The sequence below is a fragment of the Candidatus Enterococcus wittei genome, from assembly GCF_002140175.1.
In the GTDB taxonomy this organism is placed as follows: Bacteria; Bacillota; Bacilli; order Lactobacillales; family Enterococcaceae; genus Enterococcus_B; species Enterococcus_B wittei.
In genome coordinates, this window is sequence record NZ_NGMO01000002.1 from 663,667 (window position 1) to 686,589 (window position 22,923).

The 22,923-nt window shown below is 38.5% G+C and carries 24 protein-coding genes; 18 read left to right on the forward strand and 6 right to left on the reverse strand.

All coding sequences use genetic code 11. The annotated features are described in order from the left end of the window. The first annotated feature begins 133 nt into the window (after window positions 1-133). The 7 genes from A5844_RS07245 to A5844_RS07275 all read left to right on the forward strand — a co-directional run bounded on the left by A5844_RS07245 (window position 134) and on the right by A5844_RS07275 (window position 5,917). Complete coding sequence (locus tag A5844_RS07245) at window positions 134-865, forward strand: GntR family transcriptional regulator (RefSeq protein ID WP_086284531.1); 732 nt, start codon at window positions 134-136, stop codon at window positions 863-865. A gap of 13 nt (window positions 866-878) precedes the next feature. Beyond that, complete coding sequence (locus A5844_RS07250) at window positions 879-2,072, forward strand: SIS domain-containing protein (protein ID WP_086284532.1); 1,194 nt, start codon at window positions 879-881, stop codon at window positions 2,070-2,072. Window positions 2,073-2,077: 5 nt separating this feature from the next. Next, window positions 2,078-3,082, forward strand: a complete 1,005-nt coding sequence (gene lacD, locus A5844_RS07255) for a tagatose-bisphosphate aldolase (protein ID WP_086284533.1) — start codon at window positions 2,078-2,080, stop codon at window positions 3,080-3,082. Window positions 3,083-3,329: 247 nt separating this feature from the next. Further along, entirely contained in the window at window positions 3,330-3,809 is a 480-nt protein-coding gene (locus A5844_RS07260) for a PTS sugar transporter subunit IIB (RefSeq protein WP_086284534.1), read from the forward strand. A gap of 12 nt (window positions 3,810-3,821) precedes the next feature. Then, complete coding sequence (locus A5844_RS07265) at window positions 3,822-4,709, forward strand: PTS mannose/fructose/sorbose/N-acetylgalactosamine transporter subunit IIC (RefSeq protein WP_086284535.1); 888 nt, start codon at window positions 3,822-3,824, stop codon at window positions 4,707-4,709. Then, a complete protein-coding gene (locus A5844_RS07270; RefSeq protein WP_086284536.1) occupies window positions 4,696-5,505 on the forward strand; it encodes a PTS system mannose/fructose/sorbose family transporter subunit IID in 810 nt (269 codons plus the stop codon). The genes A5844_RS07265 and A5844_RS07270 overlap by 14 nt, the downstream gene beginning before the upstream one ends. Window positions 5,506-5,518: 13 nt before the next feature. Next, on the forward strand, window positions 5,519-5,917 hold the full coding sequence (locus A5844_RS07275) for a PTS sugar transporter subunit IIA (RefSeq protein WP_086284537.1): 399 nt from the start codon (window positions 5,519-5,521) through the stop codon (window positions 5,915-5,917). A 516-nt stretch (window positions 5,918-6,433) separates the two neighbouring features. Here A5844_RS07275 and A5844_RS07280 read toward each other — a convergent pair. The 3 genes from A5844_RS07280 to A5844_RS07290 are packed head-to-tail and all read right to left on the reverse strand — an operon-like array spanning window position 6,434 to window position 8,558. Further along, the gene (locus A5844_RS07280; RefSeq protein ID WP_086284538.1) at window positions 6,434-6,670 is read right to left on the reverse strand and encodes a hypothetical protein; all 237 of its coding nucleotides are present in this window, start codon (window positions 6,668-6,670) and stop codon (window positions 6,434-6,436) included. Window positions 6,671-6,700: 30 nt separating this feature from the next. Beyond that, a complete protein-coding gene (locus A5844_RS07285) occupies window positions 6,701-7,204 on the reverse strand; it encodes a hypothetical protein (protein ID WP_086284539.1) in 504 nt (167 codons plus the stop codon). Continuing rightward, complete coding sequence (locus A5844_RS07290) at window positions 7,167-8,558, reverse strand: Y-family DNA polymerase (protein WP_086284540.1); 1,392 nt, start codon at window positions 8,556-8,558, stop codon at window positions 7,167-7,169. Before A5844_RS07290 ends, A5844_RS07285 begins: the two co-directional genes overlap by 38 nt. A 545-nt stretch (window positions 8,559-9,103) precedes the next feature. Here A5844_RS07290 and aroF point away from each other — a divergent pair. From aroF to A5844_RS07330, 8 genes are all read left to right on the forward strand, one after another. Then, window positions 9,104-10,123: a 3-deoxy-7-phosphoheptulonate synthase gene (gene aroF, locus A5844_RS07295; protein WP_086284541.1), complete on the forward strand. Its 1,020-nt coding sequence runs from the start codon at window positions 9,104-9,106 to the stop codon at window positions 10,121-10,123. Between the two features lie 14 nt (window positions 10,124-10,137). After that, complete coding sequence (gene aroB / locus A5844_RS07300; RefSeq protein ID WP_086284542.1) at window positions 10,138-11,202, forward strand: 3-dehydroquinate synthase; 1,065 nt, start codon at window positions 10,138-10,140, stop codon at window positions 11,200-11,202. Then, the gene (aroC, locus tag A5844_RS07305; protein WP_086284543.1) at window positions 11,203-12,369 is read left to right on the forward strand and encodes a chorismate synthase; all 1,167 of its coding nucleotides are present in this window, start codon (window positions 11,203-11,205) and stop codon (window positions 12,367-12,369) included. It abuts the gene before it with no gap. A gap of 13 nt (window positions 12,370-12,382) precedes the next feature. Continuing rightward, window positions 12,383-13,462 carry a prephenate dehydrogenase gene (locus A5844_RS07310; protein WP_086284544.1) on the forward strand — a complete coding sequence of 360 codons (1,080 nt, stop codon included), beginning with the start codon at window positions 12,383-12,385 and terminating at the stop codon, window positions 13,460-13,462. Window positions 13,463-13,466: 4 nt separating this feature from the next. Beyond that, a complete protein-coding gene (gene aroA / locus A5844_RS07315; protein WP_086284545.1) occupies window positions 13,467-14,747 on the forward strand; it encodes a 3-phosphoshikimate 1-carboxyvinyltransferase in 1,281 nt (426 codons plus the stop codon). After that, window positions 14,747-15,253 carry a shikimate kinase gene (locus A5844_RS07320; RefSeq protein WP_086284546.1) on the forward strand — a complete coding sequence of 169 codons (507 nt, stop codon included), beginning with the start codon at window positions 14,747-14,749 and terminating at the stop codon, window positions 15,251-15,253. Before aroA ends, A5844_RS07320 begins: the two co-directional genes overlap by 1 nt. After that, complete coding sequence (pheA, locus tag A5844_RS07325; RefSeq protein WP_086284547.1) at window positions 15,250-16,089, forward strand: prephenate dehydratase; 840 nt, start codon at window positions 15,250-15,252, stop codon at window positions 16,087-16,089. Before A5844_RS07320 ends, pheA begins: the two co-directional genes overlap by 4 nt. 243 nt (window positions 16,090-16,332) lie before the next feature. Next, window positions 16,333-16,842 carry a type 1 glutamine amidotransferase domain-containing protein gene (locus A5844_RS07330; RefSeq protein WP_086284548.1) on the forward strand — a complete coding sequence of 170 codons (510 nt, stop codon included), beginning with the start codon at window positions 16,333-16,335 and terminating at the stop codon, window positions 16,840-16,842. Between the two features lie 298 nt (window positions 16,843-17,140). On the opposite strand, the gene A5844_RS07335 is transcribed toward A5844_RS07330, so the two are convergent. From A5844_RS07335 to A5844_RS07345, 3 genes are read right to left on the reverse strand one after another with little or no spacing between them, the layout of a single operon-like run. Then, entirely contained in the window at window positions 17,141-18,304 is a 1,164-nt protein-coding gene (locus tag A5844_RS07335; protein ID WP_086284549.1) for a galactokinase, read from the reverse strand. Between the two features lie 5 nt (window positions 18,305-18,309). Further along, window positions 18,310-19,341, reverse strand: a complete 1,032-nt coding sequence (locus A5844_RS07340; RefSeq protein WP_086284550.1) for an aldose epimerase family protein — start codon at window positions 19,339-19,341, stop codon at window positions 18,310-18,312. A 15-nt stretch (window positions 19,342-19,356) separates the two neighbouring features. Then, window positions 19,357-20,814, reverse strand: a complete 1,458-nt coding sequence (locus A5844_RS07345) for a glycoside-pentoside-hexuronide (GPH):cation symporter (protein ID WP_086284551.1) — start codon at window positions 20,812-20,814, stop codon at window positions 19,357-19,359. Between the two features lie 196 nt (window positions 20,815-21,010). Between A5844_RS07345 and A5844_RS07350 the strand changes: the two genes are divergently transcribed. From A5844_RS07350 to A5844_RS14245, 3 genes are all read left to right on the forward strand, one after another. Beyond that, a complete protein-coding gene (locus A5844_RS07350) occupies window positions 21,011-21,916 on the forward strand; it encodes an AraC family transcriptional regulator (RefSeq protein WP_086284552.1) in 906 nt (301 codons plus the stop codon). Window positions 21,917-22,000: 84 nt separating this feature from the next. After that, the gene (locus tag A5844_RS07355) at window positions 22,001-22,678 is read left to right on the forward strand and encodes an NAD(P)H-dependent oxidoreductase (protein ID WP_086284553.1); all 678 of its coding nucleotides are present in this window, start codon (window positions 22,001-22,003) and stop codon (window positions 22,676-22,678) included. Then, window positions 22,675-22,845 (forward strand): hypothetical protein, encoded by a 171-nt coding sequence (locus tag A5844_RS14245; RefSeq protein WP_179190557.1) that lies wholly within the window; start codon window positions 22,675-22,677, stop codon window positions 22,843-22,845. The genes A5844_RS07355 and A5844_RS14245 overlap by 4 nt, the downstream gene beginning before the upstream one ends. Window positions 22,846-22,923: the final 78 nt, after the last annotated feature.

The following is a 22,923-nucleotide window of genomic DNA, read 5'->3' on the forward strand; positions in this document are numbered from 1 at the left end:
TTATTTTTTTGTACGAATTATATTGTGCAAACGTTGTTATAATAGGGTTTTTAAATGTTTTCGCTATTGACAAACTACTTTGTATTATTTACGATTGTATCGTGGTTATAACCAGTTTGAGAGGAGTACATGAATGGAAAATTCAAGTAAAGGGAAATCTTTGTATTATCAACTAGTAGATACATTAAAAGAACGTATTGAAACCCAAATGATCCCCCATGATAAATTATTGTCTGAACGTGAGTTATGTCAATACTATGGGGTAAGTCGTACGACGGTTCGACTTGCATTACAAGAGTTAGAAAGCCAAGGCTATATTTATAAAAAACATGGAAAGGGAACATTTGTCAGTGACTTATCGAATAAATGCTCCAGTTTAGCAGGCGCCTATAGCTTCACTGAAGAAATGTTGGCTTTAGGACGTACACCAAAAACGATTATTTTAGAGTTTCGAAAAATCGAAGCAAACAAGCAACTAGCGAAAATTTTAAATCTGAGCTTGGGAGAGGCAGTTTTTAAAATCAAGCGTCTTCGCTTAGCAGACGATATACCATTGATGGTGGAGCGATCCTATCTACCAGCAAAATTGTTTATTGGTCTGGATCTACCGTTATTGAAAAGTAAACCTTTATATGATGTTTTTTTACAAGATTACGAGCATCATATCCAAGTAGCTGAAGAAGAGTTCTATGCTAGCATCGTCCAGAAAAAAGATGCGGAACCCTTAGGTATTTCCGATGGGGCACCGATTTTACATTTGAAACGAACGACGTACAATACCAAAAATGAAGTGATTGAGTATACAGAAAGTGTGGCTAGAGCAGACCAGTTCCATTATAAGATTCGTCATGTCCGAGGTAATTGAGAGGAGAAAGAAAATGTTTGAATTGCCAGAAAAAGATTTGAAAGAAATTGGGGCATCCATCACGACAAGAGAGGTCAAGCAACAACCAGAATTATGGAAAAAGACCGTGGAAATATTAGAAGAAAAACAAGTAGAGCTAACTAAATTCTTGGATACATTAAAGGAACAAGCCAAAGATAAAAAGATCCACGTTATTTTTACTGGAGCGGGGTCTTCACAGTATGTAGGAGATACGATCGTTCCATATTTGAACGAGCATGGTGACACACAGCGTTATCTTTTTCATAGCTTTGGTACAACAGATATCGTGGCTTCTCCAAAGGAATATTTGTTTTCAGATGAACCGACCATTCTCATTTCGTTTGCTCGAAGTGGTAACAGCCCGGAAAGTATTGCTGCGGTAAATATTGCTGATAAAGTAGTTGGTTCGATTTTTCATTTAGCCATCACTTGTGCGAAAAAAGGGCAGTTGGCACAGGATGCCACTGAAAAGGAAAATTCCTTTTTACTATTGATGCCAGAAAAGTCCAATGATGCTGGATTTGCGATGACAGGAAGTTTCACTTGTATGTTGTTAAGTGCCTTGTGGCTTTTTGATACTACGGATCAAGCGACAAAAAAACAATATGTTCATGATTTAGTAAAAATCGGTCAAGATATTCTTTCAAGAGATAAAGAGATTGAACGATTATTGACAATACCATTTAACCGTTTGGCTTATTTAGGCTCAGGAAGTTTATCTGGGGCAACAAGGGAAGCTCAATTGAAAATCTTAGAATTGACAGCTGGCAAAGTCGCAACAATCTTTGATTCATCCATGGGATTTAGACATGGTCCAAAATCATTTGTCAATGAAGAAACCTTGGTGATCGGCTTTATAAATAATCATCTTTATACACGCCACTATGATTTAGATATTTTGGAAGAAATCCATGGAAATGGGATTGCAGCAAAAGTAATAGGGATTGCACAAGTTAGCGACGCTAATTTTTCAGGGGATAATTTTTTCCTTGAATCCACTGCTGAGAAATTACCAGATGCTTATTTATCACTAGTGATGATCCTTACAGCTCAAGTCATTGCTTTATATACATCAATCAAAGTTGGAAATACGCCAGATACCCCTTCGCCCACAGGAACTGTCAATCGTGTAGTCAAAGGAGTAGTGATTCATGACTATCTTATGGAAGAAAAAGGAGGTCAATAGGAAAGATGACACCAAAAAAGAAAGAAGCAATGGAGCATCTATCAACAGATAATGGAATTATCAGTGCGCTAGCGATTGATCAACGAGGCGCATTAAAAAAAATGTTTATGGCTCTAGGGAAAATACCAACCACTGAAGAGCTTCAGGAATTTAAAGAATTAGTTTCAAGTGAACTGACACCCTATGCTTCTGCCATATTATTAGATCCTGAATATGGGTTGCCAGCAGCCAAAGCCCGTCATCCAGAAACCGGTCTGCTTTTAGCTTATGAAAAAACCGGCTATGATACAACGAATCCAGGACGGTTACCCGATGTATTAGAAAACTGGTCCTCTTTAAGACTAAAAGAAGAACAAGCGGATGCAGTCAAATTCTTACTATATTATGATGTGGATGAAGATCCAAAAATCAATCATTTGAAGCATGTTTTTATTGAGCGTTTGGGGAGTGAATGTGTCGGAGAAGATCGTCCCTTTTATTTAGAATTAGTTTCTTACGATGTTACAAATAATGATAGCGCTTCCGAAGAATATGCCAAGATAAAGCCTCGTAAAGTCATTGAGATGATGAGGGAGTTCTCTAAACCTAGATATCAAGTGGATGTATTGAAAGTAGAAGTACCTGTCAATATGAATTATGTGGAAGGATATGGAGAGAAAACAATTGTTTATAGTCAAGAAGAAGCCGCTTCGTTTTTCAAAGCACAAAGTGATGCTACTCATCTCCCTTTTATATTTTTAAGTGCAGGGGTTTCTACGGAATTATTCCAAAACACGTTGCTCTTTGCTTATGAATCAGGATCAACTTTTAATGGTGTCTTATGTGGACGTGCTACGTGGAAAGACGGGGTAAAGAAATATGCTGAAGGTGGCAGAGAAGGCGCTATCCAATGGTTACGTACACAGGGAAGAAGCAATATTGAAACATTAAATAAGATCGTAAATAAAACCGCAACTCCTTGGTACCAAAAATCAGCAAGAAAACAAACAGCCGTTAGAGCTTTGCCATGAGTGTAGTGATTGTTCGTCTTTCTCTATACTCATATATTGAAAAAACAAGTCCATGTACTTGGGAAAAATATGTATAAAGCTGCAAGAAGAAAGTAAAGGTTATTGGCTATCCAGACATTCAGGGGAAAAAATTAGGCGAAAGTAGCAGAATCTTTAGTAAAAAATTAGGGAACTTGGCACCAAAAATGAAAACGTTATCTTTTTTTAAAAGAGAGATAATAAATAATTAAGCAAAGGAGAGGAAACAATGGCAATTATTGGTGTAAGAATTGATGGACGATTGATTCATGGGCAAGTGGCAAATCTTTGGGTAACGAAGCTGGATATCACGCGTATATTAGTGGTTGATGATGAGGTAGCAACAAATGCTATAGAAAAAAGTGGTTTAAAACTAGCCACTCCAGCTGGTGTCAAGTTGAGTGTCTTGCCAGTGGAAAAGGCAGCACAAAATATTTTGGCAGGTAAGTACGATTCACAACGACTATTGGTTGTTGCTAAAAGACCTGATCGGATCCTGGAACTAGTAGAGCTAGGCGTGGCGATCAAAGAGGTCAATGTAGGAAATATGTCGCAGACAAGTCAAACAAAATCAATCACGAAATCAATCAATGTCGTTGAGAAAGATATTGAAGATTTTGAACGTTTGGATCAACATGGGGTTCATTTAGTTGCCCAAATGGTACCAAGTGATAAAGCAGAAGATTTCATGAATCTTTTAGTCAAATAGGAGGTGAGAGTAATGGAAATTCAATGGTGGCAAATTTTATTATTATCTTTATATGCTGGTTATCAGATCTTAGATGAATTACAAATTTATTCTTCCATGAGTGCGCCAGTATTTGCCGGTTTATACGCTGGTTTAGTGATGGGAGATGTCAAAGCTGGACTGATCATTGGTGGTAGTATGCAATTAACAATCTTGGGAGTAGGGACATTTGGCGGTGCTTCAAGAATTGATGCAAATTCAGGAACACTTTTAGCAACGGCTTTTTCGATTTCTTTAGGTATGAATCCAGAACAAGCAATCGCTGCGATTGCGGTCCCAGTTGCCAGCTTAATGATTCAACTGGATATTTTAGCAAGATTTACGAATACTTATTTTGCACACCGCATTGATCGACATGTTGAAACAATGAATTATCAGGCAATTGAACGTAACTTCTTACTAGGGGCACTTCCTTGGTCATTGTCACGAGTCATTCCGGTATTTTTAGCTTTAGCATTTGGTGGTGGCTTAGTTGAAAATGTTGTGTCAGTCTTAAATGGAAATCTAAAATGGCTTGGGGATGGATTATCTGTTGCAGGTGCTGTTTTACCAGCTGTCGGTTTTGCTATTTTATTACGTTATTTACCAGTGAAAAAACATTTCCCTTACCTCATTTTAGGTTTTACGATCACCGCTTTGCTGGCTACATTATTCTCCAATGTTCAGTTATTAGGTACCAGTGTGGCAAGTGTGATCAAAGATATCCCTGGCACCTTTAATTCCCTTCCAATGTTGGCTGTTGCGCTGATTGGTTTTTCATTCGCTGCGATTAGCTACAAAAATAATCAACGAGACAATCATCAAGCAGCAAGTCACACTACAGAATCTTTGGAAGGAGAAATCGAAGATGACGAAATCTAATTATAAATTGACAAAAGAAGACTTTAAACAAATCAACCGTAGAAGTTTATTCACCTTTCAATTAGGATGGAACTATGAACGTATGCAAGGCTCTGGCTATTTATATACGATCTTGCCTCAATTGCGTAAAATATATGGCGATGATACCCCTGAATTGAAAGAAATGATGAAGACACATACGCAATTTTTTAACACATCGAACTTTTTTAATACGATCATCACTGGGATTGATTTAGCGATAGAAGAAAAAGAAGGTTTTGCATCAAAAGAAACAGTTTCCGGGATGAAGGCAGGGTTGATGGGACCATTTGCGGCAATTGGCGATTCGATATTTGCGGCGTTGATTCCGACGATTTTTGGAGCTTTAGCGGCGAATATGGCCATCGATGGAAATCCAGCAGGAATCTTTATTTGGATCTTCGCACAAATCATTGTCATGATTTTTCGTTGGAAACAACTAGAATTTGCCTATAAAGAAGGAATTTCTTTAGTCACGACAATGCAGTCACGACTCACTGCTTTGACAGATGCTGCTACATTATTAGGGGTTTTTATGGTAGGCGCATTAGTAGCTACAATGGTCAATGTGAAATTGTCATGGGCACCTAGTATTGGTGATGTGACGATGAACATGCAGAATAATCTAGATATGGTTTTACCTAAGCTGTTACCAGCAGCTATCGTTGGTGGTGTTTACTGGTTGCTGGGCAAAAAAAATATGACATCTACGAGAGCCATTTTTATCGTGTTGATATTATGCGTTGCTTTGTCTGCTCTAGGCGTGGTTTCAAAATAGGAGAATGAAGAAGATGAATAAACAATTAGTTTTGGTTAGCCATGGCCATTTTTGTGAAGGATTAAAGATGAGTACAGAAATGATTATGGGGCCACAAGACGATATCCATACTGTTGCTCTTTTACCCGAAGAGGGAATGGAAGATTTCAAGCAGAAATTCCTTTCGACCGTTGCCCCTTTAAAAGATTATGTGGTGTTTTGTGATTTGATGGGAGGAACTCCAGCAAACATCATTTCTCAATTGATCATGGAAGGACAAGAAATTGAACTTTATGCGGGTATGAACATGCCGATGGTCATTGAATTTATCAACAGTGAAATGGTGGGGGTGATACCTGATTTCATTCGCTCAGGTGTTGAAAATATTCTTTACGTGAATGAAATCATTGCTTCACTAGACGAAGTAGAATAGCCTCTAGATTGTGATATACAAATAAAGAGCGCAGGACAAAAATAAAGAACAATTTTTTCTCATGCTCTAAACACGTGTAAACGGCGGGAGCAGAAGCAACACCTTCGGAAATAAGCCGGAATTCACAAAAATTTGAAAAGCAATTTTCGTGAATTTTGGCTTATTTCTCATAGCTTAACACTTCCGTCCCAGCCTCTTATTGAAAAAAACGATCGACTGATAGATTACTTACTGTTGGAAAAGAGCAGTAGATACTATACAATCGATCGTTTTTTATAAGAAGTTGTGGGGAATAGTTCGTAGCTAAATAGCTAATATTTATCACTTTAACGATTTGAAAGTAATAGTCACAAAATGTTATTTGTTGCTTGTCCAGAAGTATTTAAGACGATGACCTCATGATAGAATAAAAAGCTAGTTTTTTAGTAACTTCAACCGAGAGAATAGTTGACTTTCACTTGTCTAAAAGTAAATGAATGAAGCTATGTGTTAAGGCTATCGTCAAAAGTGTGTTGTTCAAAGTGAGACTTTCATCATGTTGTGCCAAAATTGAAAGTATTCAGTAGTTAATTCGATCGTAGCGATTTCGTTCCAGAAAATAAAATTTTTATCTAAAGAAAAACCTTTTTCAGTCATGTTTTCTTGAACCATCCCATGGTATTTCTCACCTGTTTTTGAATGGATCGTGATTTCTTGTTTGGCAATGTAAGCGGTGATGACCACTGTTTCAAAATGTTTATGGATCGTTTTCATCTAATCACTTCTTTCTTTGTTCAGTCTCAGCTAGCAGTCGTCTTCAGGAAATTCTTGATAGAATTCATCTTTGATTTGTTGGATTTCGGTCTGTTTTTCCTGAAGATCAATCCGTGCAGTGTCTTGTAAATCATTATCAGTAATTGGGGCAAGATCGAACCATTTTGCTTCTTGTTTTAATTCGAGATGGCGAATAGCTTCCCAAGGGATCTGGTATTGATCCAATGTGAGATGATCGGTATCGCAATCGCCTAAAAAAGTTCCTTCTAGGTTTTCCATGATGCGCCCAAATTCATCTTTTGTATTCAATTGGACTGTGATTTTTTGTCGATAAAGAAAGGCTTGTAAAAGAACAGCATCTATTTCTTCTCGGGTCATTTGCTTTTTGGGATGTAGCTCTTTCAATGCATATTCTTTGTTTTCCTCAATGCCTTTCACCAGCTCATCCATGGCAAAAGCCGTGCCCCATTTTAGGCCAAATGGGCGGTCACGGTACTCATTGTAATCGAGAAACTCTTTTTTCGTGCGTCGCATAAGTTTCACCTTCAATGCCAGCCATTCCACCTGCATGTCCACCCACGAGTGCGCTTCTGGCGATAGCTCGACCACCTTCTAATAAGCTATGAGCATGAACGATCGATCTAAATCCATATTTTTGGCGGATTTTATCGACAATAAAATCGACTTTCGCTGTTTTTAGTTGTTCTTGTGGATCATCAAATAAATTTAATTGTATGCCGGTAGAATAAACGAGATGAGAACAATTGACCCCAATACTACGGATGTCTTGCTGACGATAATGTCGGTTGAACATCTGTAGTAAAGCACTAGCTAAATCATGACTCGCATTGGTGGGAGGAATTTTAAGTTGTTGATGAAATCCCTTTTTGCCTAATGGATCAATATAGTCTAGTGAAAATCCCACCCAGAGACTGATTACTTCAGCTTTTGCTTCTGCACGGCGTAGACGAGTGCCTAGCTGGTCAGCCATTTCTTTGATGACGACTTCGATTTCTTCTCTTCGGGTGTAGTCTTTGTTTAAAATTTGACTATTTCCCATGCTCTTGGACTTAGGAGTATACGGTTCCCCTAAAAAACTGCGATCGATCCCCCAAGCATGAGCATAAAGTTGGGTACCGATGATTCCTAGTGTACTTTTTAAACGGTAGTAATCGGCATGGGCAAGCTCATAGACGGTATGGATCCCTAATTTATTCAAACGTGCAGCTGTTTTTTTGCCGATTCCCCAGAAATCAGTCAGCTCGGGGATTTGCCATACATTTTTTGGAACATCTTCGTAACGCCATTCTGCAATCATTTCTTTGGTATTCTTTGAAGCATTATCTAATGCTAGTTTTGCTAGTAAAGGATTGTCGCCAATTCCTATAGTTGTGTAGATCCCTGTTTGTGTATACACATCTTTTTGGATTTTCTTTGCTAGGGTTTTAGCATCTTGAACACCAAATAATGTAAGACTATTCGTCACATCAAGAAAACTTTCATCGACAGAATAAACATGATGATTCTTTTCGTCGGCATATTTCTTGTAGATCGTATTGATTTCTTTGTTTTTTTTCATGTAATAAGCCATTCTTGGTGGAGCAATCACTAAATCACTTGGATAGGGGAAAGGTAAGTCCCGAGCACGACTGATATTCGTAATGCCATAGGCTTTTTTTGCAGCTGGACTCGAAGCCAGAATCAGTCCACTCCCACGTTCTTCCCACGAATTAGAAGGATAAGACATAACAACAAGTTTCGCTTTTAAAGGATCTAAATTACGTTCTACACACTCTACAGACGCATAAAATGACTTACAGTCAATACATAGGATATCTCTAGAAGGTTCTTTGTGATAATCAAATTTTGGGTTTTGATTTTTAAACATAACGGTCACCTCTTCTTATTGATTAGAACACATGTTCGTGTTTTTTGTCAACGGAAAAATCGACTAAATAAGTTTTAAAAACAATAAAATGAGTTCACCACTTAAAAAAGACAAAAAAGTGAAGTAAAAAAATAGTTGACTTATTTTTGAAACAACTCTATACTTAAAACAATCTTAAATCAGTTTGGAGCGATTTTTATGAAAATCACATTATGTTCACAACTGAATACGTACTACTTTAGCTATTTTAGATAAGTTTGTGTTCATGAGATTCATGGGTGCAAACACACTGTTTGTATCTATGATGGCTAAGGATGTTTGAGATGACATGTCCGCCACATAGATGAAAATCTATAGTGGCTTTTTTATTAGAAAGTTTTAAGGCCCACTGTAGATCGTCTACGGCGGGCTTTTTTTATACATAAAGAAAGGAGACGACGTCAGCATTTTTTATGCAAAGACGTTATTTAAAGGAAAAGGAGTAAAATTGTAAGTTATGAATTCATAAAAATGTATGTTAAAAAATAAAAAAAGGGAGTTATTTTATGATTTTGATTATTAAACCAGGAATTCAAGTAGAGCAATTAGAACCAGTTATTTCACGTATCAAAGAAGAAGGATTAGATGTTCAAATCAACTACGGAAAAGATCGAATCGTTTTAGGCTTAGTGGGTGATCCCAAGATCATCCAAGAGGTACCTTTTGAAAGATATGAAATGGTCGAACGTGCTGTGAAGATTTCTAACACATATAAGTTAACTTCCCGAGAATTTCATCCTCAAGATACAATTGTTGATGTGGATGGGGTGAAAATCGGTGATGGAAGTTTTGTTACAATGGCAGGTCCATGTTCTGTTGAAGGAGAAGAACAAATCATGGAGACTGCGCGCATGGCGAAAGCCGGTGGTGCTAAGATCCTCAGAGGAGGTGCCTACAAACCTAGAACTTCCCCATACGCATTCCAAGGATTAGGTGAAGAAGGATTAAAAATGATGCGCAAAGCAGCGGATCAATACGGGTTGAAAATGATCACGGAAGTCATGGACGAAGCCCATATCGACGTCGTTTGTCAATACACCGATATCATTCAAATTGGTGCACGTAATATGCAGAATTTTCGCTTGTTGGAAGCAGTGGGCAAAACAGGAAAACCAATTGGGCTGAAACGTGGGATTTCAGGAACGATTGAAGAATGGTTGAATGCAGCTGAATACATTGCAGTCCAAAATAACCCGAATATTATCTTTATTGAACGAGGGATCCGTACCTATGAAACGGCTACACGTAATACCTTTGATTTGAGTGCTGTACCGATCATCAAAAAGTTAAGTCATTTTCCTATCATCGTCGACCCAAGTCATGGAACTGGTGTCTGGGATCTTGTTTCTCCAATGGCAAGAGCGGGTGTAGCTAGTGGGGCAGATGGTATGATCGTTGAGATCCATCCAGATCCAATCCACGCTTGGTCTGATGGACAACAATCTCTCAACGAAAAGAACTACTTGAAAATGATGCAAGAGATTGAAATCTTAGTGGAAGCGATGAATAAAATCAAAGCTTTATAGAAAGGAGGATGGATATGTTAGAAGTCGTCTTACCAGAAAAAAGTTATGAGATCATCATTGAACGGAATAGTTTAAATCACATTTCAGAATGGCTTGGCAACATATGGCAGCACAAAAAAATCGCTGTTATCAGTGATGAAAATGTTTTTCCACTCTATGGAGAACAAATCTGTCAGCAATTGCAAGAACAGTATGAAGTGGTGCATTATGTCGTACCAGCCGGTGAAAAGAGTAAGACATTAGATGTGGCTGCTGAATTGTATACATTTTTAGCAAAAGAACAGTTCACTCGTAGCGATGGCATCCTTGCACTGGGAGGCGGTGTCATTGGAGATTTAGCTGGTTTTGTAGCCTCTACTTATATGCGAGGGATTGCTTTTGTCCAAGTACCGACTTCTTTATTGGCACAGGTTGATTCTAGTATTGGAGGGAAAACAGCTGTCAATGCACCAATGGCCAAAAATATGATTGGAACATTCGCTCAACCAGATGGAGTCTTGATTGATCCTGAAACTTTACAGAGTCTATCAGAAAAAAGGATCCAAGAAGGAATCGCTGAAATCATCAAATGCGGAGCAATCAGTGACCAAACATTATGGCAAGATTTAGCGAATTTAACAGGAATCGCTGATTTTTTGAACCATAGTGAAGCGCTGATCGAAAAAGCATTAAGAGTAAAGAAAAAAGTAGTTGAAGAAGATCCCTTCGATAACGGCAACCGCTTGTTGTTGAATTTTGGGCATACGATCGGTCATGCGATTGAACATTTAGCAGGTTATGGTGGACTTAGTCATGGTGAAGCAGTAGCAATCGGCATGGTCCAAATCACGAAAAATGCTGAAAAAATGAAACAAACACCCAAAGGAATTACACAACAATTAATTACAATGAATGAAAGATACCACTTGCCGATCACTTATCAGCCTTGGGATAAGGAGTTGCTTTATCAAGCGATCACCCATGATAAAAAAGCACGTGGGAAAACATTGAAAATAATCTTATTAGAAACGATTGGTCAAGCGAAGATCCATGAAATACCCATTGAAGAAATCAAAAAATATTTAGAAGAAGGTGAGTAAATGCGCTATTTAACTGCTGGAGAATCTCATGGACCTAAATTGACAGCGATCATTGAAGGCGTCCCTGCTGGTTTAATTGTCTCAGTCGAAAAAATCAATGCTGATCTAGCCAGAAGACAAGGCGGATATGGTCGTGGAGGACGAATGAAAATCGAAAAAGACCAAGTTCAAATCACTTCAGGTTTGCGTCATGGAAAAACGATCGGTTCACCGATCACCCTAGTTGTTGAAAATAAAGATTGGAAAAACTGGCAGACGGTCATGTCTGTAGAAGCGGTGGAAGCAAAAAATGAACAATTACGGAGAGTATCAAAACCACGACCTGGACACGCTGACTTAGTTGGTGGTATGAAATACCAACACCGTGATCTTAGAAATGTATTGGAACGATCTTCTGCAAGAGAAACCACGATGCGTGTGGCGATCGGTGCCTTAGCAAAACAGATTTTGAACGCTTTAGATATTGAAATCGCTAGTCATGTCGCAATCTTAGGTGGCATCAAGGCCAATATTCCAGATAATCTATCTGTAGCGGAAATCAAAGAAAAAACAAGTGTTTCTGAAGTGAACATGGTCGATTCGACGATAGAAGAGCAAGTCAAAACATTGATCGATGCTACGAAAAAAGCAGGGGATACATTAGGTGGCGTAGTGGAAGTTCGGGTAGAAAATGTTCCTGCTGGTTTGGGTAGTTATGTGCAGTGGGATAAAAAACTAGATGGAAAATTAGCTCAAGCAATGCTTAGTATCAATGCCTTTAAAGGAGTCGAATTTGGTATCGGATTTGAGGCAGCGTCTTTACCAGGTTCAAAAGTCATGGATGCAATTACTTGGGATCAAGACAATCGCTATCGCCGGACGAGTAATCATTTAGGGGGATTTGAAGGAGGAATGACCAATGGCGAACAAATCATTGTTCGTGGGGTGATGAAACCAATCCCTACCCTTTATAAACCATTGATGAGTGTCGATATTGATACGAAAGAAGCGTATAAAGCTAGTGTGGAACGTTCCGATAGTACCGCTGTGCCAGCCGCTTCAGTCGTAGCTGAACACGTGATTGCGACAGCGTTGGCAGTGGAGATTCTCGATCAATTCCCAGCGGATAATATGAATGAACTGAAAAAAACAGTAGCCAGTCATCGTCAAATGATCCGGGAATTTTGATGAGGAAATATATATGAAGAAAAAAGTGTTTATTTTAGGGTTAGGGCTAATAGGTGCATCTCTTTGTCGGGCAATCAAATCAGAAGATATCCTACTTTACGGTTGGGATCATTTAGAGGAAACACGAAAAATCGCTAAAGAGACACATTTAATTGATCATCTAGCAACAGGGATTGAAGATGCTATTCAAATGGATGTCATCTTATTAGCTGTTCCTGTACAAGTGAGTATAGATTATTTACGGATACTCGCAGACCTTCCATTAAAAGAGTCTGTCTTGGTCAGTGATACTGGAAGTACAAAAGGGATGATCATGGAAGTCGCAAAACACCTACCTTTTACATTTATAGGTGGCCATCCAATGGCGGGCTCCCATAAATCAGGAGTCAAGGCAAGCAATCCTCATTTATTTGAAGAAGCTTATTATATCTTGACGAACGATCAAGAAAGTGAACGAATAGATGAACTGATAGAGCTTCTGAAACCGACTCGTGGAAAATTTATTTTACTGGATGCACAGAGCCATGATGAAATCATTGGTGTACTCAGTCACTTCCCTCATATCGTTGCTGCTGGATTGGTTCAGACGAGTGCTGAATTAAGCGGGAAATACCCACGAGCTTCCCAGTTAGCAGCTGGAGGCTTCCGTGATATCACAAGAATTGCTTCTTCAGACCCAAAAATGTGGACAGATATTTTGTTCACGAATCAAGATATCTTGCTTTCACTTTTGTCGGACTGGCAAGCATCGATGTCTGAACTAAAAAGTAAAATTGCAAAAAATGATCAAGCAGCCATCTATCAGTTTTTTGCACAAGCAAAACAGATACGTGATCAGTTGCCAAAAAAACAAAAAGGAGCCATTCCAGCATTTTACGATTTATACGTCGATATCCCAGATATTGCTGGAGCTGTTGCCAAAGTGACGACAGCTTTAAGCCGAGCGGATATTTCTATTATCAATTTGAAAATACAAGAAACCAGAGAAGATATTTTTGGTGTACTCGAATTGTCTTTTAAAAACCAACAGGATCTAGAGACAGGTCGAGCCTTGATTCAAGCCGAAAATTTTCACTGTTGGATTAGGAGTTGAGACAATGAAGTTACTTAGTGGAAAACATCTTCAAGGAGAATTAGTCGTTCCAGCTGATAAATCAATTTCTCACCGCAGTATCATGTTTGGAGCAATCAGCCATGGGAAAACAACGGTGACGAATTTTTTAAAAGCAGAGGATTGTTTGAGTACAATTTCGGTATTTAAACAATTAGGAGTGGATATCACAGAAGAAAATGGACAAATCCATATCCATGGTCAAGGAGTAGAAGGGTTGCAAACACCAACGACACGTTTAGATGCCGGGAATTCCGGTACAACTATCCGATTGATATTGGGGATCTTGGCTGGAAGCAAGTTGACTGCAGAAATCGCTGGAGACGAATCCTTGAATCGTCGTCCGATGGAACGAGTGATGCGGCCATTGCGTGAAATGGGTGCGCATTTGGAAGGCATCAATCAACCAGATCTACCGCCATTGCGGATTACGGGTTCTTCGTTAAAGGCAATCGATTATGCTATGCCGATCGCAAGCGCCCAAGTGAAATCAGCGATTTTATTTGCAGCATTGCAAGCTGAAGGGGAAACAACAATTCTTGAAAAAGAAAAATCAAGAAATCATACAGAGGAAATGATCAAACAATTCGGTGGAGAAATCACTGTAGAAGATAAAAAAATCACCATTTCAGGTGGACAACAACTGATTGGGCAAGAAATCACCGTACCAGGCGATATTTCCTCGGCTGCATTTTATTTAGTGGCCGCTAGTATTTTACCAAATAGTCAAGTGACACTGAAACAAGTAGGAATCAATCCCACACGTACTGGGATTTTAGATGTTTTAGCTGAAATGGGCGCATCGATCCAACAAGTAGCTATTGATTCTCAGAATCAGGCAGCTGATTTGATTGTTCGCTCTGCTACATTAAAATCTTGTACGATCGAAGGAGCGATCATTCCGCGATTGATCGATGAATTACCGATTCTAGCTTTAGCTGCGACACAAGCAACTGGTACAACTATCATTCGTGATGCACAAGAGCTAAAAGTCAAAGAAACGAATCGCATTGATGCCACAGCCAAAGAGCTAACAAAGATGGGAGCAGCGATTGAAACTACTCCAGATGGTTTGATTATCCATGGTCCAACCCCTCTACATGGCGCAATCGTTGATAGTCATGGAGATCATCGGATTGGTATGATGTTACAAATTGCCGCTTTATTAACAGATGAAGCCGTTGAACTGAAACAACCCGAAGCAGTCAATATTTCTTATCCTACTTTCTTTAAGGATGTAGCAAAATTAATCAAGGAGGATGTCTGATGTCAACCATTGTCTTGATTGGATTTATGGGTGCCGGAAAAACAACAGTTAGTAAAAAATTGTCAGAGGTATTAAATAAACCGTTAATTGATATGGACGTTCACTTGGTCGGAAATTTAGGTTGTTCCATCAATGACTATTTTGAAACATACGGTGAATCTGCCTTTCGAATGCAAGAGACTGCTTTATTGAAATCTTGTTTACAAGAAGAGGGCGTGATTGCAACAGGTGGTGGGGTTGTTTTGCAGGAAGAAAATCAAAAACTCTTGAAGGATCACCTCGTAGTCTACTTAAAAGCGGATGTCGACCAATTGATCGACCGTATCCGTCAAGACAAAAAACAAATTCGACCTTTAGCAGAAAGTAGCAAAGATGAAGAATTAAGACAGCTGTTTTTTTTACGAGAAAAACATTATGAAACTTTAGCTGATATCACAATAGATACAAATAGCAAAACACCAGAAGAAGTCGTAGCAGAGATCGTCAAACAGGTAGAAAGCCTATGAAGATTGGTTATTTAGGCCCAAAAGGTTCATTCACATACAGTGCTGTCAAAAATTATTTTCAAAATGGTGAATGGCTACCATATATCTCATTGACTGATTTGATTGATGCACAAACAGCAAAAGAAATTGATTATGCGATGGTACCAATCGAAAATTCAATCGAGGGTTCTGTTTTGCCAGCCTTAGATCATGTTTATGAAACATTGCCTAAGATCCAAGGGGAAATCGTGTTGCCTATCAAACAACAATTGATGGTGCATCCTAAGAATCAAGAGGGGTGGCGATCCGTCACGAAAATTTGCAGTCATCCTCAAGCGCTTGCTCAATCTCAAATCTATTTAAAAAAATATTTTCCGCAAGTGGAAATCGAGCAAATGAGTTCAACTGCACAAGGTGCCCAACAAGTGGCGGAACATCCTTCAGAAAAGTTAGCAGCAATCGGTCCAAGAGAAGCAGCAGAACAATTTGGTTTGATCATCGTTCAAGAAGACATTCAATCGATACGAGACAATGAAACACGTTTTTGGCTGTTAGGGCAATCAGCAATTTCAGCTACTTTACCCATACTCATGCATAAAGCAACTTTGTTTGTCGACCTACCAGAAAATCATCCAGGAGCGCTATATCAAGTACTAGCTGTATTTGCAGAAAAAAAGCTCAACTTGACGAAAATCGAATCACGCCCCCAAAAAACACGGTTAGGAGAATATTTTTTTGTGATCGAAGTAGAGATTACACCATCAGACAATACATTGGAAGAAGTTATTGATTCACTTCAAGACAAACATTTCCCAGTCCAACTCATCGGGAAATATCCAGTGTATCGAAAGTTATAAAAAAACGTTCAGTTTCAAGGATTAAGACACAAATTGAGAAGAATAGTTACATATTTTTTTCGAAGATGCTTTAATCCCAAAGTAGTTGGCTATGGAATACTATTTATCCAATTGGAGAGAGACAGATCGAAGTAGCTAATAAAATGAGAAACTAGCAGTTATTCATGATGATAAACAGATGATTTGCACACTTTTCTAAAATCCTTTAGGCTTGAATTAAGCGATAAGAAAGGAAGAGGAAAAATGGCAAAAAAAATTGCAGCAATCGTAACAGATTTAGTGGAAGACGTAGAATTGACTTCACCAAAAGAAGCATTGGAAAACGCAGGACATGATGTTACTGTCGTTGGTTTTGAAGCAAATCAAACCATCAAAGGTAAAAAAGGTGGCGAATTTACGGTTGAGCAAAGTATTGACGAAGTTTCTCCTGAAGATTTCGATGCGCTATTGATACCTGGAGGTTTCTCACCAGATCAATTACGTGGTGATCAACGTTTTGTTGATTTCGTTTCTTACTTTTTGAAAAATGACCAACCTTTATTTGCAATCTGTCATGGACCACAACTATTTATTCAAACAGGTTTGACAGAAGGCAGAACGATGACAGCTTATGACACTGTTCGTCCTGATATTAGTTATGCCGGTGCAAACGTAAAAGATGAAGCAGTAGTAATCGATAACCAATTAATTACTAGCCGAACACCTGATGATCTACCAGAATTCAATCAAGCAATCGTTGAGATCTTAGGTTAGAGCTGTAATTTGATGACCAATCACGGAGAATTGTACATTTCAGTATAACTCCAAAAAATAAGCTGAAAAGCCCGAAAATAGTTTTTCTATTTTGGGAGCTTTTCGGCTTATTTTGTGTATAGCCAAATTTGATTTCGACTGGATTTTTCATTTTTAAAGTGGCAAATGTGGATATAGTTTTATATATTCAAGTACCACTAGGTTATTCTTACAGGTGTAGTTTTTAGACACCGTTTAGTTGGAGCAGAACAATTGGGTGTTCGTTTCATATTTTCTTTCAGGTTAACGCTTGAAAATATTAGATTTTTGTTGTACCACTTCCAATATGAGCAACGTAAAATTCAGGTTCATAACCAACTACTTCTAAATAACGATCGTGAACATTTTCTTTAAATGTAGGAACAGCATCCTCTTTTACTACGGCAATGGCACAGCCACCAAAGCCAGCACCAGTCATCCGCGCACCTAAAACTCCTGATTGATCTTGAGCCGCATCTACCAGTGTATCAAGTTCGATACCAGTCACTTCATAGTCATGGCGAAGAGAGTGATGCGAATCATTGAGCAATTGCCCAAAAGCTTCTAAGTTTCCTTGTTCTAACTCTGCTTTTGCTTTTAACGTACGTTGATTTTCAGTAACAGCGTGACGTGCACGACGAATCAATGTATCATCACCAATCAAGTCGATGTTTGCTTCAAATGTGTCTTCATCTAAGTCACCTAAAGAATGGATAGGTAATTTTGTTTGAAGTCGTTTCAAGGCTTCTTCACATTCACTACGGCGTTCATTGTATTTTGATTCAGCTAATTCACGTCGTTTATTCGTATTCATGATCACTACGGCATAGCCATCTAATTTGACTGGCACCATTTCATATTTCAAAGTGTTGGTATCCAATAAGATTGCTTGATCTACTTCACCAAAACCGATAGCAAATTGATCCATGATACCAGAATTGACACCAATAAATTCATTCTCAACTTTTTTTCCTGTTTGGACTAATTCCAAACGATCAATATCTAAATCAAATAGATCTTCAAGCACGATGCCGACCAATAATTCTAAAGAAGCGCTACTTGAAAGCCCAGCACCATTGGGAATGGTCCCTTCGACAAGTAATTCAAACCCATGATCGATGACAAATCCTGCTTCTTTTAATTTTAAAATCATTCCTTTGACATAATTGGCCCAGTTGGCTTTTTTATCATAGTCTAGTTCATTGATACTGAAACTAATAATACCAAGATCTTCAAAGTTTGTAGAATAAACCAGTACTTGATCATCTTCTCGTGGTGCGGCGACACCTTGTGTACCGTAAGTGATCGAAGCAGGAAAAACATGACCGCCGTTATAGTCGGTATGTTCACCGATCAAGTTGATTCTTCCTGGTGAAAAATACTGGCCTGTTGGTTTTTGACCGAATAGCTCGGTAAATTTGTTAACTAGTTGTTTGTTTTCCATTTGTGTTATTCCTCTCTTGCATCGATTTTAAATTCAGTAGTTGTTTCAAAAACAGTTTCAGGGGCTAATGCCATCGTACCGAAAGAAGGAAACTGTTCGGCTCCAGGTGCGATTTGTGTTTCAAAGGTAATTCCTCCATGATGGCTAAGTCGTGCGCCATGCATTTCAGGGGTATCTTCACCAAAATTAGCGGTAAAAACAACGATACTTGGCGCATCAGTCGCTACACTTACTTTGATCTTGCCATCAGGACTGATCAAATAAGCGGCGGTTCGATCTAAACCAGTTTCATTCAAGAAGAAGGGGTGATCGATACCATCAAAAAGATTTTTCTGATCAAAATCACTGGTGAAAACTGTATCTAGCGTTTTGGGTGTTTGAAAATCAAAAGGTGTATCTTGTACGGCTACTTGTTCGCCTGTAGGAATGCTATCTTCTCGCAATGGCGCAAATGTCGCACTGTTTAACCAAAGTGTATGCTGATCAATGGATTGAGTAACATCACCGCTTAAATTGAAATATACGTGGTTCGTTGGATTGAACAAAGTTGATTGATCACTGATACCTTTGGTCGTTACTTTCCAAATGTTATCTTGGGTTAAAGTGTAACGAACTTCTACCTTGAGATTTCCAGGGAAACCATGTTCACCATCAGGGCTAGTTGTAGTGAAGATGACCGTCGTTTCTTGTTCCTCTTCCGTGATCTCATAATGCCAAATCTTTTCTTCAAAAGATGGCGAGCTACCATGTAAAGAGTGGCCAGTGGCTGGGTCGACATCTAGTTGATACGTTTGATCACCTAGGATAAACCGACCTTCTTCGATACGTCCTGCTGTCCGACCGATCGAAGCGCCGATGAAGGAGTCTTTTTGAAGATATTCTTCTGCTGAATCAAAGCCTAAGACCAGTTCGCGATCTTGCCATCTCAAGCTAACGATCCGTGCGCCTAAATCAGTGACGGACAACGAGAGACCATTTTTGTTCGTTAAAGTAATCAGTTGTACATCTTTACCAAATGATTTTTTTGTGATGTTCATTTAAGTAGTCCTTTCTTAATGCTGGAAAAGTAACTCTTCTTCTTGAGTGGCTTCTTCAGCAGTTTTTTCTTCGAGTAATTTGTTTTCTAATTCTGTGACGATTTGTGCATGTTTTTCTTCTGTCAAGGTGATCTTCCAAGCAAAAATAATCGCTGAAAAGAACATCAATGCAGCAGGGAAGTAAAAGGCATAGGCCTTGAATGTTGCGACTCCATGAGCTGTGATATCTGCTGCAGTGGCATTCCCTGTCATTCCGGAAGCGATTGCAATAAAACCAACGAGGCCATTAGATAATGCGCCAGCTATTTTATCAAGTAGAGGGCGAATCGATAAGGTGACAGCTTCATTTCTTATACCATTTTTCCATTGACCGTATTCGACAGAATCAGTGATTGTCATCAAAGCAGATAAAAAAATCAATTGTTGAGGGAAATAAAATAAAATCAATCCAATGATCACGAACATCAGATTCATCCCAGCTAAAGTGAAAAATCCGTATGAAGCAATCATCATCGCGATCCCGCCTAGATAAATGTAACGTCGTGAAATCAAGCGAGTGAGCATTGGGAACAAGGGTACTGCGATTAATCCAAGGATTGCGGCAATCAAACCTACTAGCCAAAATGAGGTTGGTTGTCCCAAGACATATTTGAAGAAATAAAATAAAACAGCAGTGGTGGCAACGTTTGCAATGGCATAAGCAATATAAGCTAAAGCTAACCACATCAATTGATCATTTTGAGCCACTGCTTTAAAAATATCTTTGATACTTGCTTTTTCATGTTGTTGTCGGATCGCTGTATCGACTTCATTTGTTCCTAAAGCAGTAAGAATCGCTGTTCCTCCTGAAACTACTGCAACAAGTATCCCAAACCAAAACCAACCAGAAGCTCCTTGTGTGTGATGCCCAGTTATTAAATAAGTAAAGAAGGTGACGATTGGGACAACGATCAAGGTTGTACCATTTGCACCTAGTGAAGAACCGAAGCGAGCAAATGTGGCAAATTTTTCTCGTTCTTTTGTTTCGGTGCTTAATGCAGGAATCATGGACCAAAAAGCAATATCTTTAAAAGAATAGAAACTATCTAATAAAACGAAAACGATTGCAAAAACAAATAGAAATAAAGGAGAATTATGGGTTGCTAGTCCAAAGAAATTGGTAAATAGAAAAATCAGTAAAACAGAACTAATCAGTCCGCCAATAATCAACCATGGCTTGAATTTTCCATATTTTGTGCGGGTATTGTCGATGATGCCTCCAATCAACGGATCAAAAATGATTTCTACTAAGCGGATACCAACGACTAAACTTGTCACCGTAGCAATCATTCTTGCTGTTGTGGCTTTATCTGTACCTGCAAACATTTGGCTAGTCACGAATACCATAAAATAGGTACTTAAGGTGACATAAAAGGTATCGTGGCCAAAAGCGCCAAGGGCATAGGCTACGCGTTGTGTGGTTTTGTTCTTCATACTATCAGGACCTTTCTTCACTAAATATACATAAAAATTAAACCGGTTACAATCTAAACTGATTAAATTTCTTTTGTGATTTAACTTTAACAAGTAATCGCTTACTCAGAAATGTATTTGTGTGAGTTGTATTTAACTTTTTGTTGCATATGTAGTAGACTAAATTTATACGTCAGGAACGATCAGGAGTGATCACATGGAGAAAGCAATTTTTTTAAAAAATGAGCATCAGCCAGTGTCTCAAGAATTGTATTTTGATTTTTGTGGCTTTTCAAAAACATTACCATTCCATTCGTTTGGCCCTGCGATACGTCAAGATTATATTTTACATATCGTGATGGAAGGCAAAGGGATCTATCGAGTAAAAAATCAACAATATCATTTGAAAAAAGGGGATCTCTTTTTGATCCGCCCAGGGGATTCTACTTTTTATTTAGCAGATGGTGAGGATCCGTGGGTGTATTGCTGGATCTCTTTTGGAGGTGTTGTTGCAGATAAAATCATTCAACATTCTTTATTCAAAGAAGATCAGTATACGATGGTGTCTTCTGAAATTTCCAAATATGTGTCGATAATCTTAGCGTGTATGAATTATTCACCCAAAAATTTGGCAGATGAACTCCAACTCAATGCTCTGACCTATCAACTGTTGGCTCTTTTATTAGAAGATGGGGGATACATTCGCTTAGGGGAACAAAAAAATTATTCGGCGTTAGCTGTTGCAACTGTTCAATATATTGAAGAGCATTATGCCCAACAGTTAACAGTGGAAGAGATTGCCCAGCACCTTGCGGTAAATCGAAGCCACTTATCTCGTGTGTTCAAAAACCATCTAGGAATCAGCATTAAAGAATACATGATTGGTGTGAGAATCAATCGAGCCGCTTTTTTATTGTCATTAACTGAAGATTCAGTGGAAAATATTGCCTATCAAGTCGGATTCAACAGTTTAGTTGTGTTTAGCCGCATGTTTAAGAAATTCACAGGAGAAACAGCTACTAGTTACCGCAAGCGGATGAATAATGAAGTGGTAGGAGAAGTTTCAACGGAAGAATTGAAAAAACAGTTAGAAAAACAAGCAATCGTTTCATGGGCAACCTGATATTTGTTAGTGATAATTATTGTGATGGGCAATGTTCACTGTATATACGAAACGTTATGCTAGACTAGAAAAGAGGAGGAAATGATGAAAACATTGATTATTATTAGTCATCCGACGATTGATACGTCATTGAACCAGCAGTTTTTTAAGGAAGCTTCAGCTACTCTTCCCATCACTTGGCATCATCTGGAAGCATGTTATCCCGATGGAAAAGTAGGCCTTCCTACAGAGTTAAATCTACTAAAGGAACATGAACGCATTATTTTCCAGTTTCCATTTTATTGGTATAGTGCGCCAGCGCATTTAAAAATGTGGCAAGATCAAGTGTTGGAGTCAGCAGAACAATATTTAAAAGGAAAGGAACTAGGGATCGTACTCACTACTGGTGTTGCTACAAAGGAATACCAAGCAGGAGGGAAAGAAGAGTATACGATTTCTGAATTTTTACGTCCTTATCAGCGCATTGCTCACAAATTCCAAATGAGCTTTTTACCTCCTTTTGTTTTGTCACAATTTATGTATCAAACAGAATCACAACGTTTTGAAAAATTGATCGCCTATCAGCAGTATCTTTCACTCGCTAATAAACCTTCGCTTGTCCACCGTATCGCTTGGTTTATGGAACGATTAGAACAACATCCAGCTATTGAGCAAAGTGCTGGAAACAAACAAGAAATGATTGTAGAAATGTTAGAAGAAGCAAAAGAAACTATTGAAGACTTGACTTTTACATTACAAGAATTGAAAGGAACCTCATCATGAAAAACCAATGGTTGTTAGAACAAATAGAAGCACTGAGCCAAGAAGTCGATTATGAAGGAAAAGCCCTACTACAGGAAACCATTCGATTGTTTGAAGAGATTGATCAGCGTATTGAGCAATTGCAAGGCGAGATTGATGGAGAATCATGGAATCATCAAAAATGGTGATTTTTCTTTAGGAATAACACATTTTAAAATTTTCATAACGTTGATTATTTGCTACAATGTAATTATATGAAATTTGAT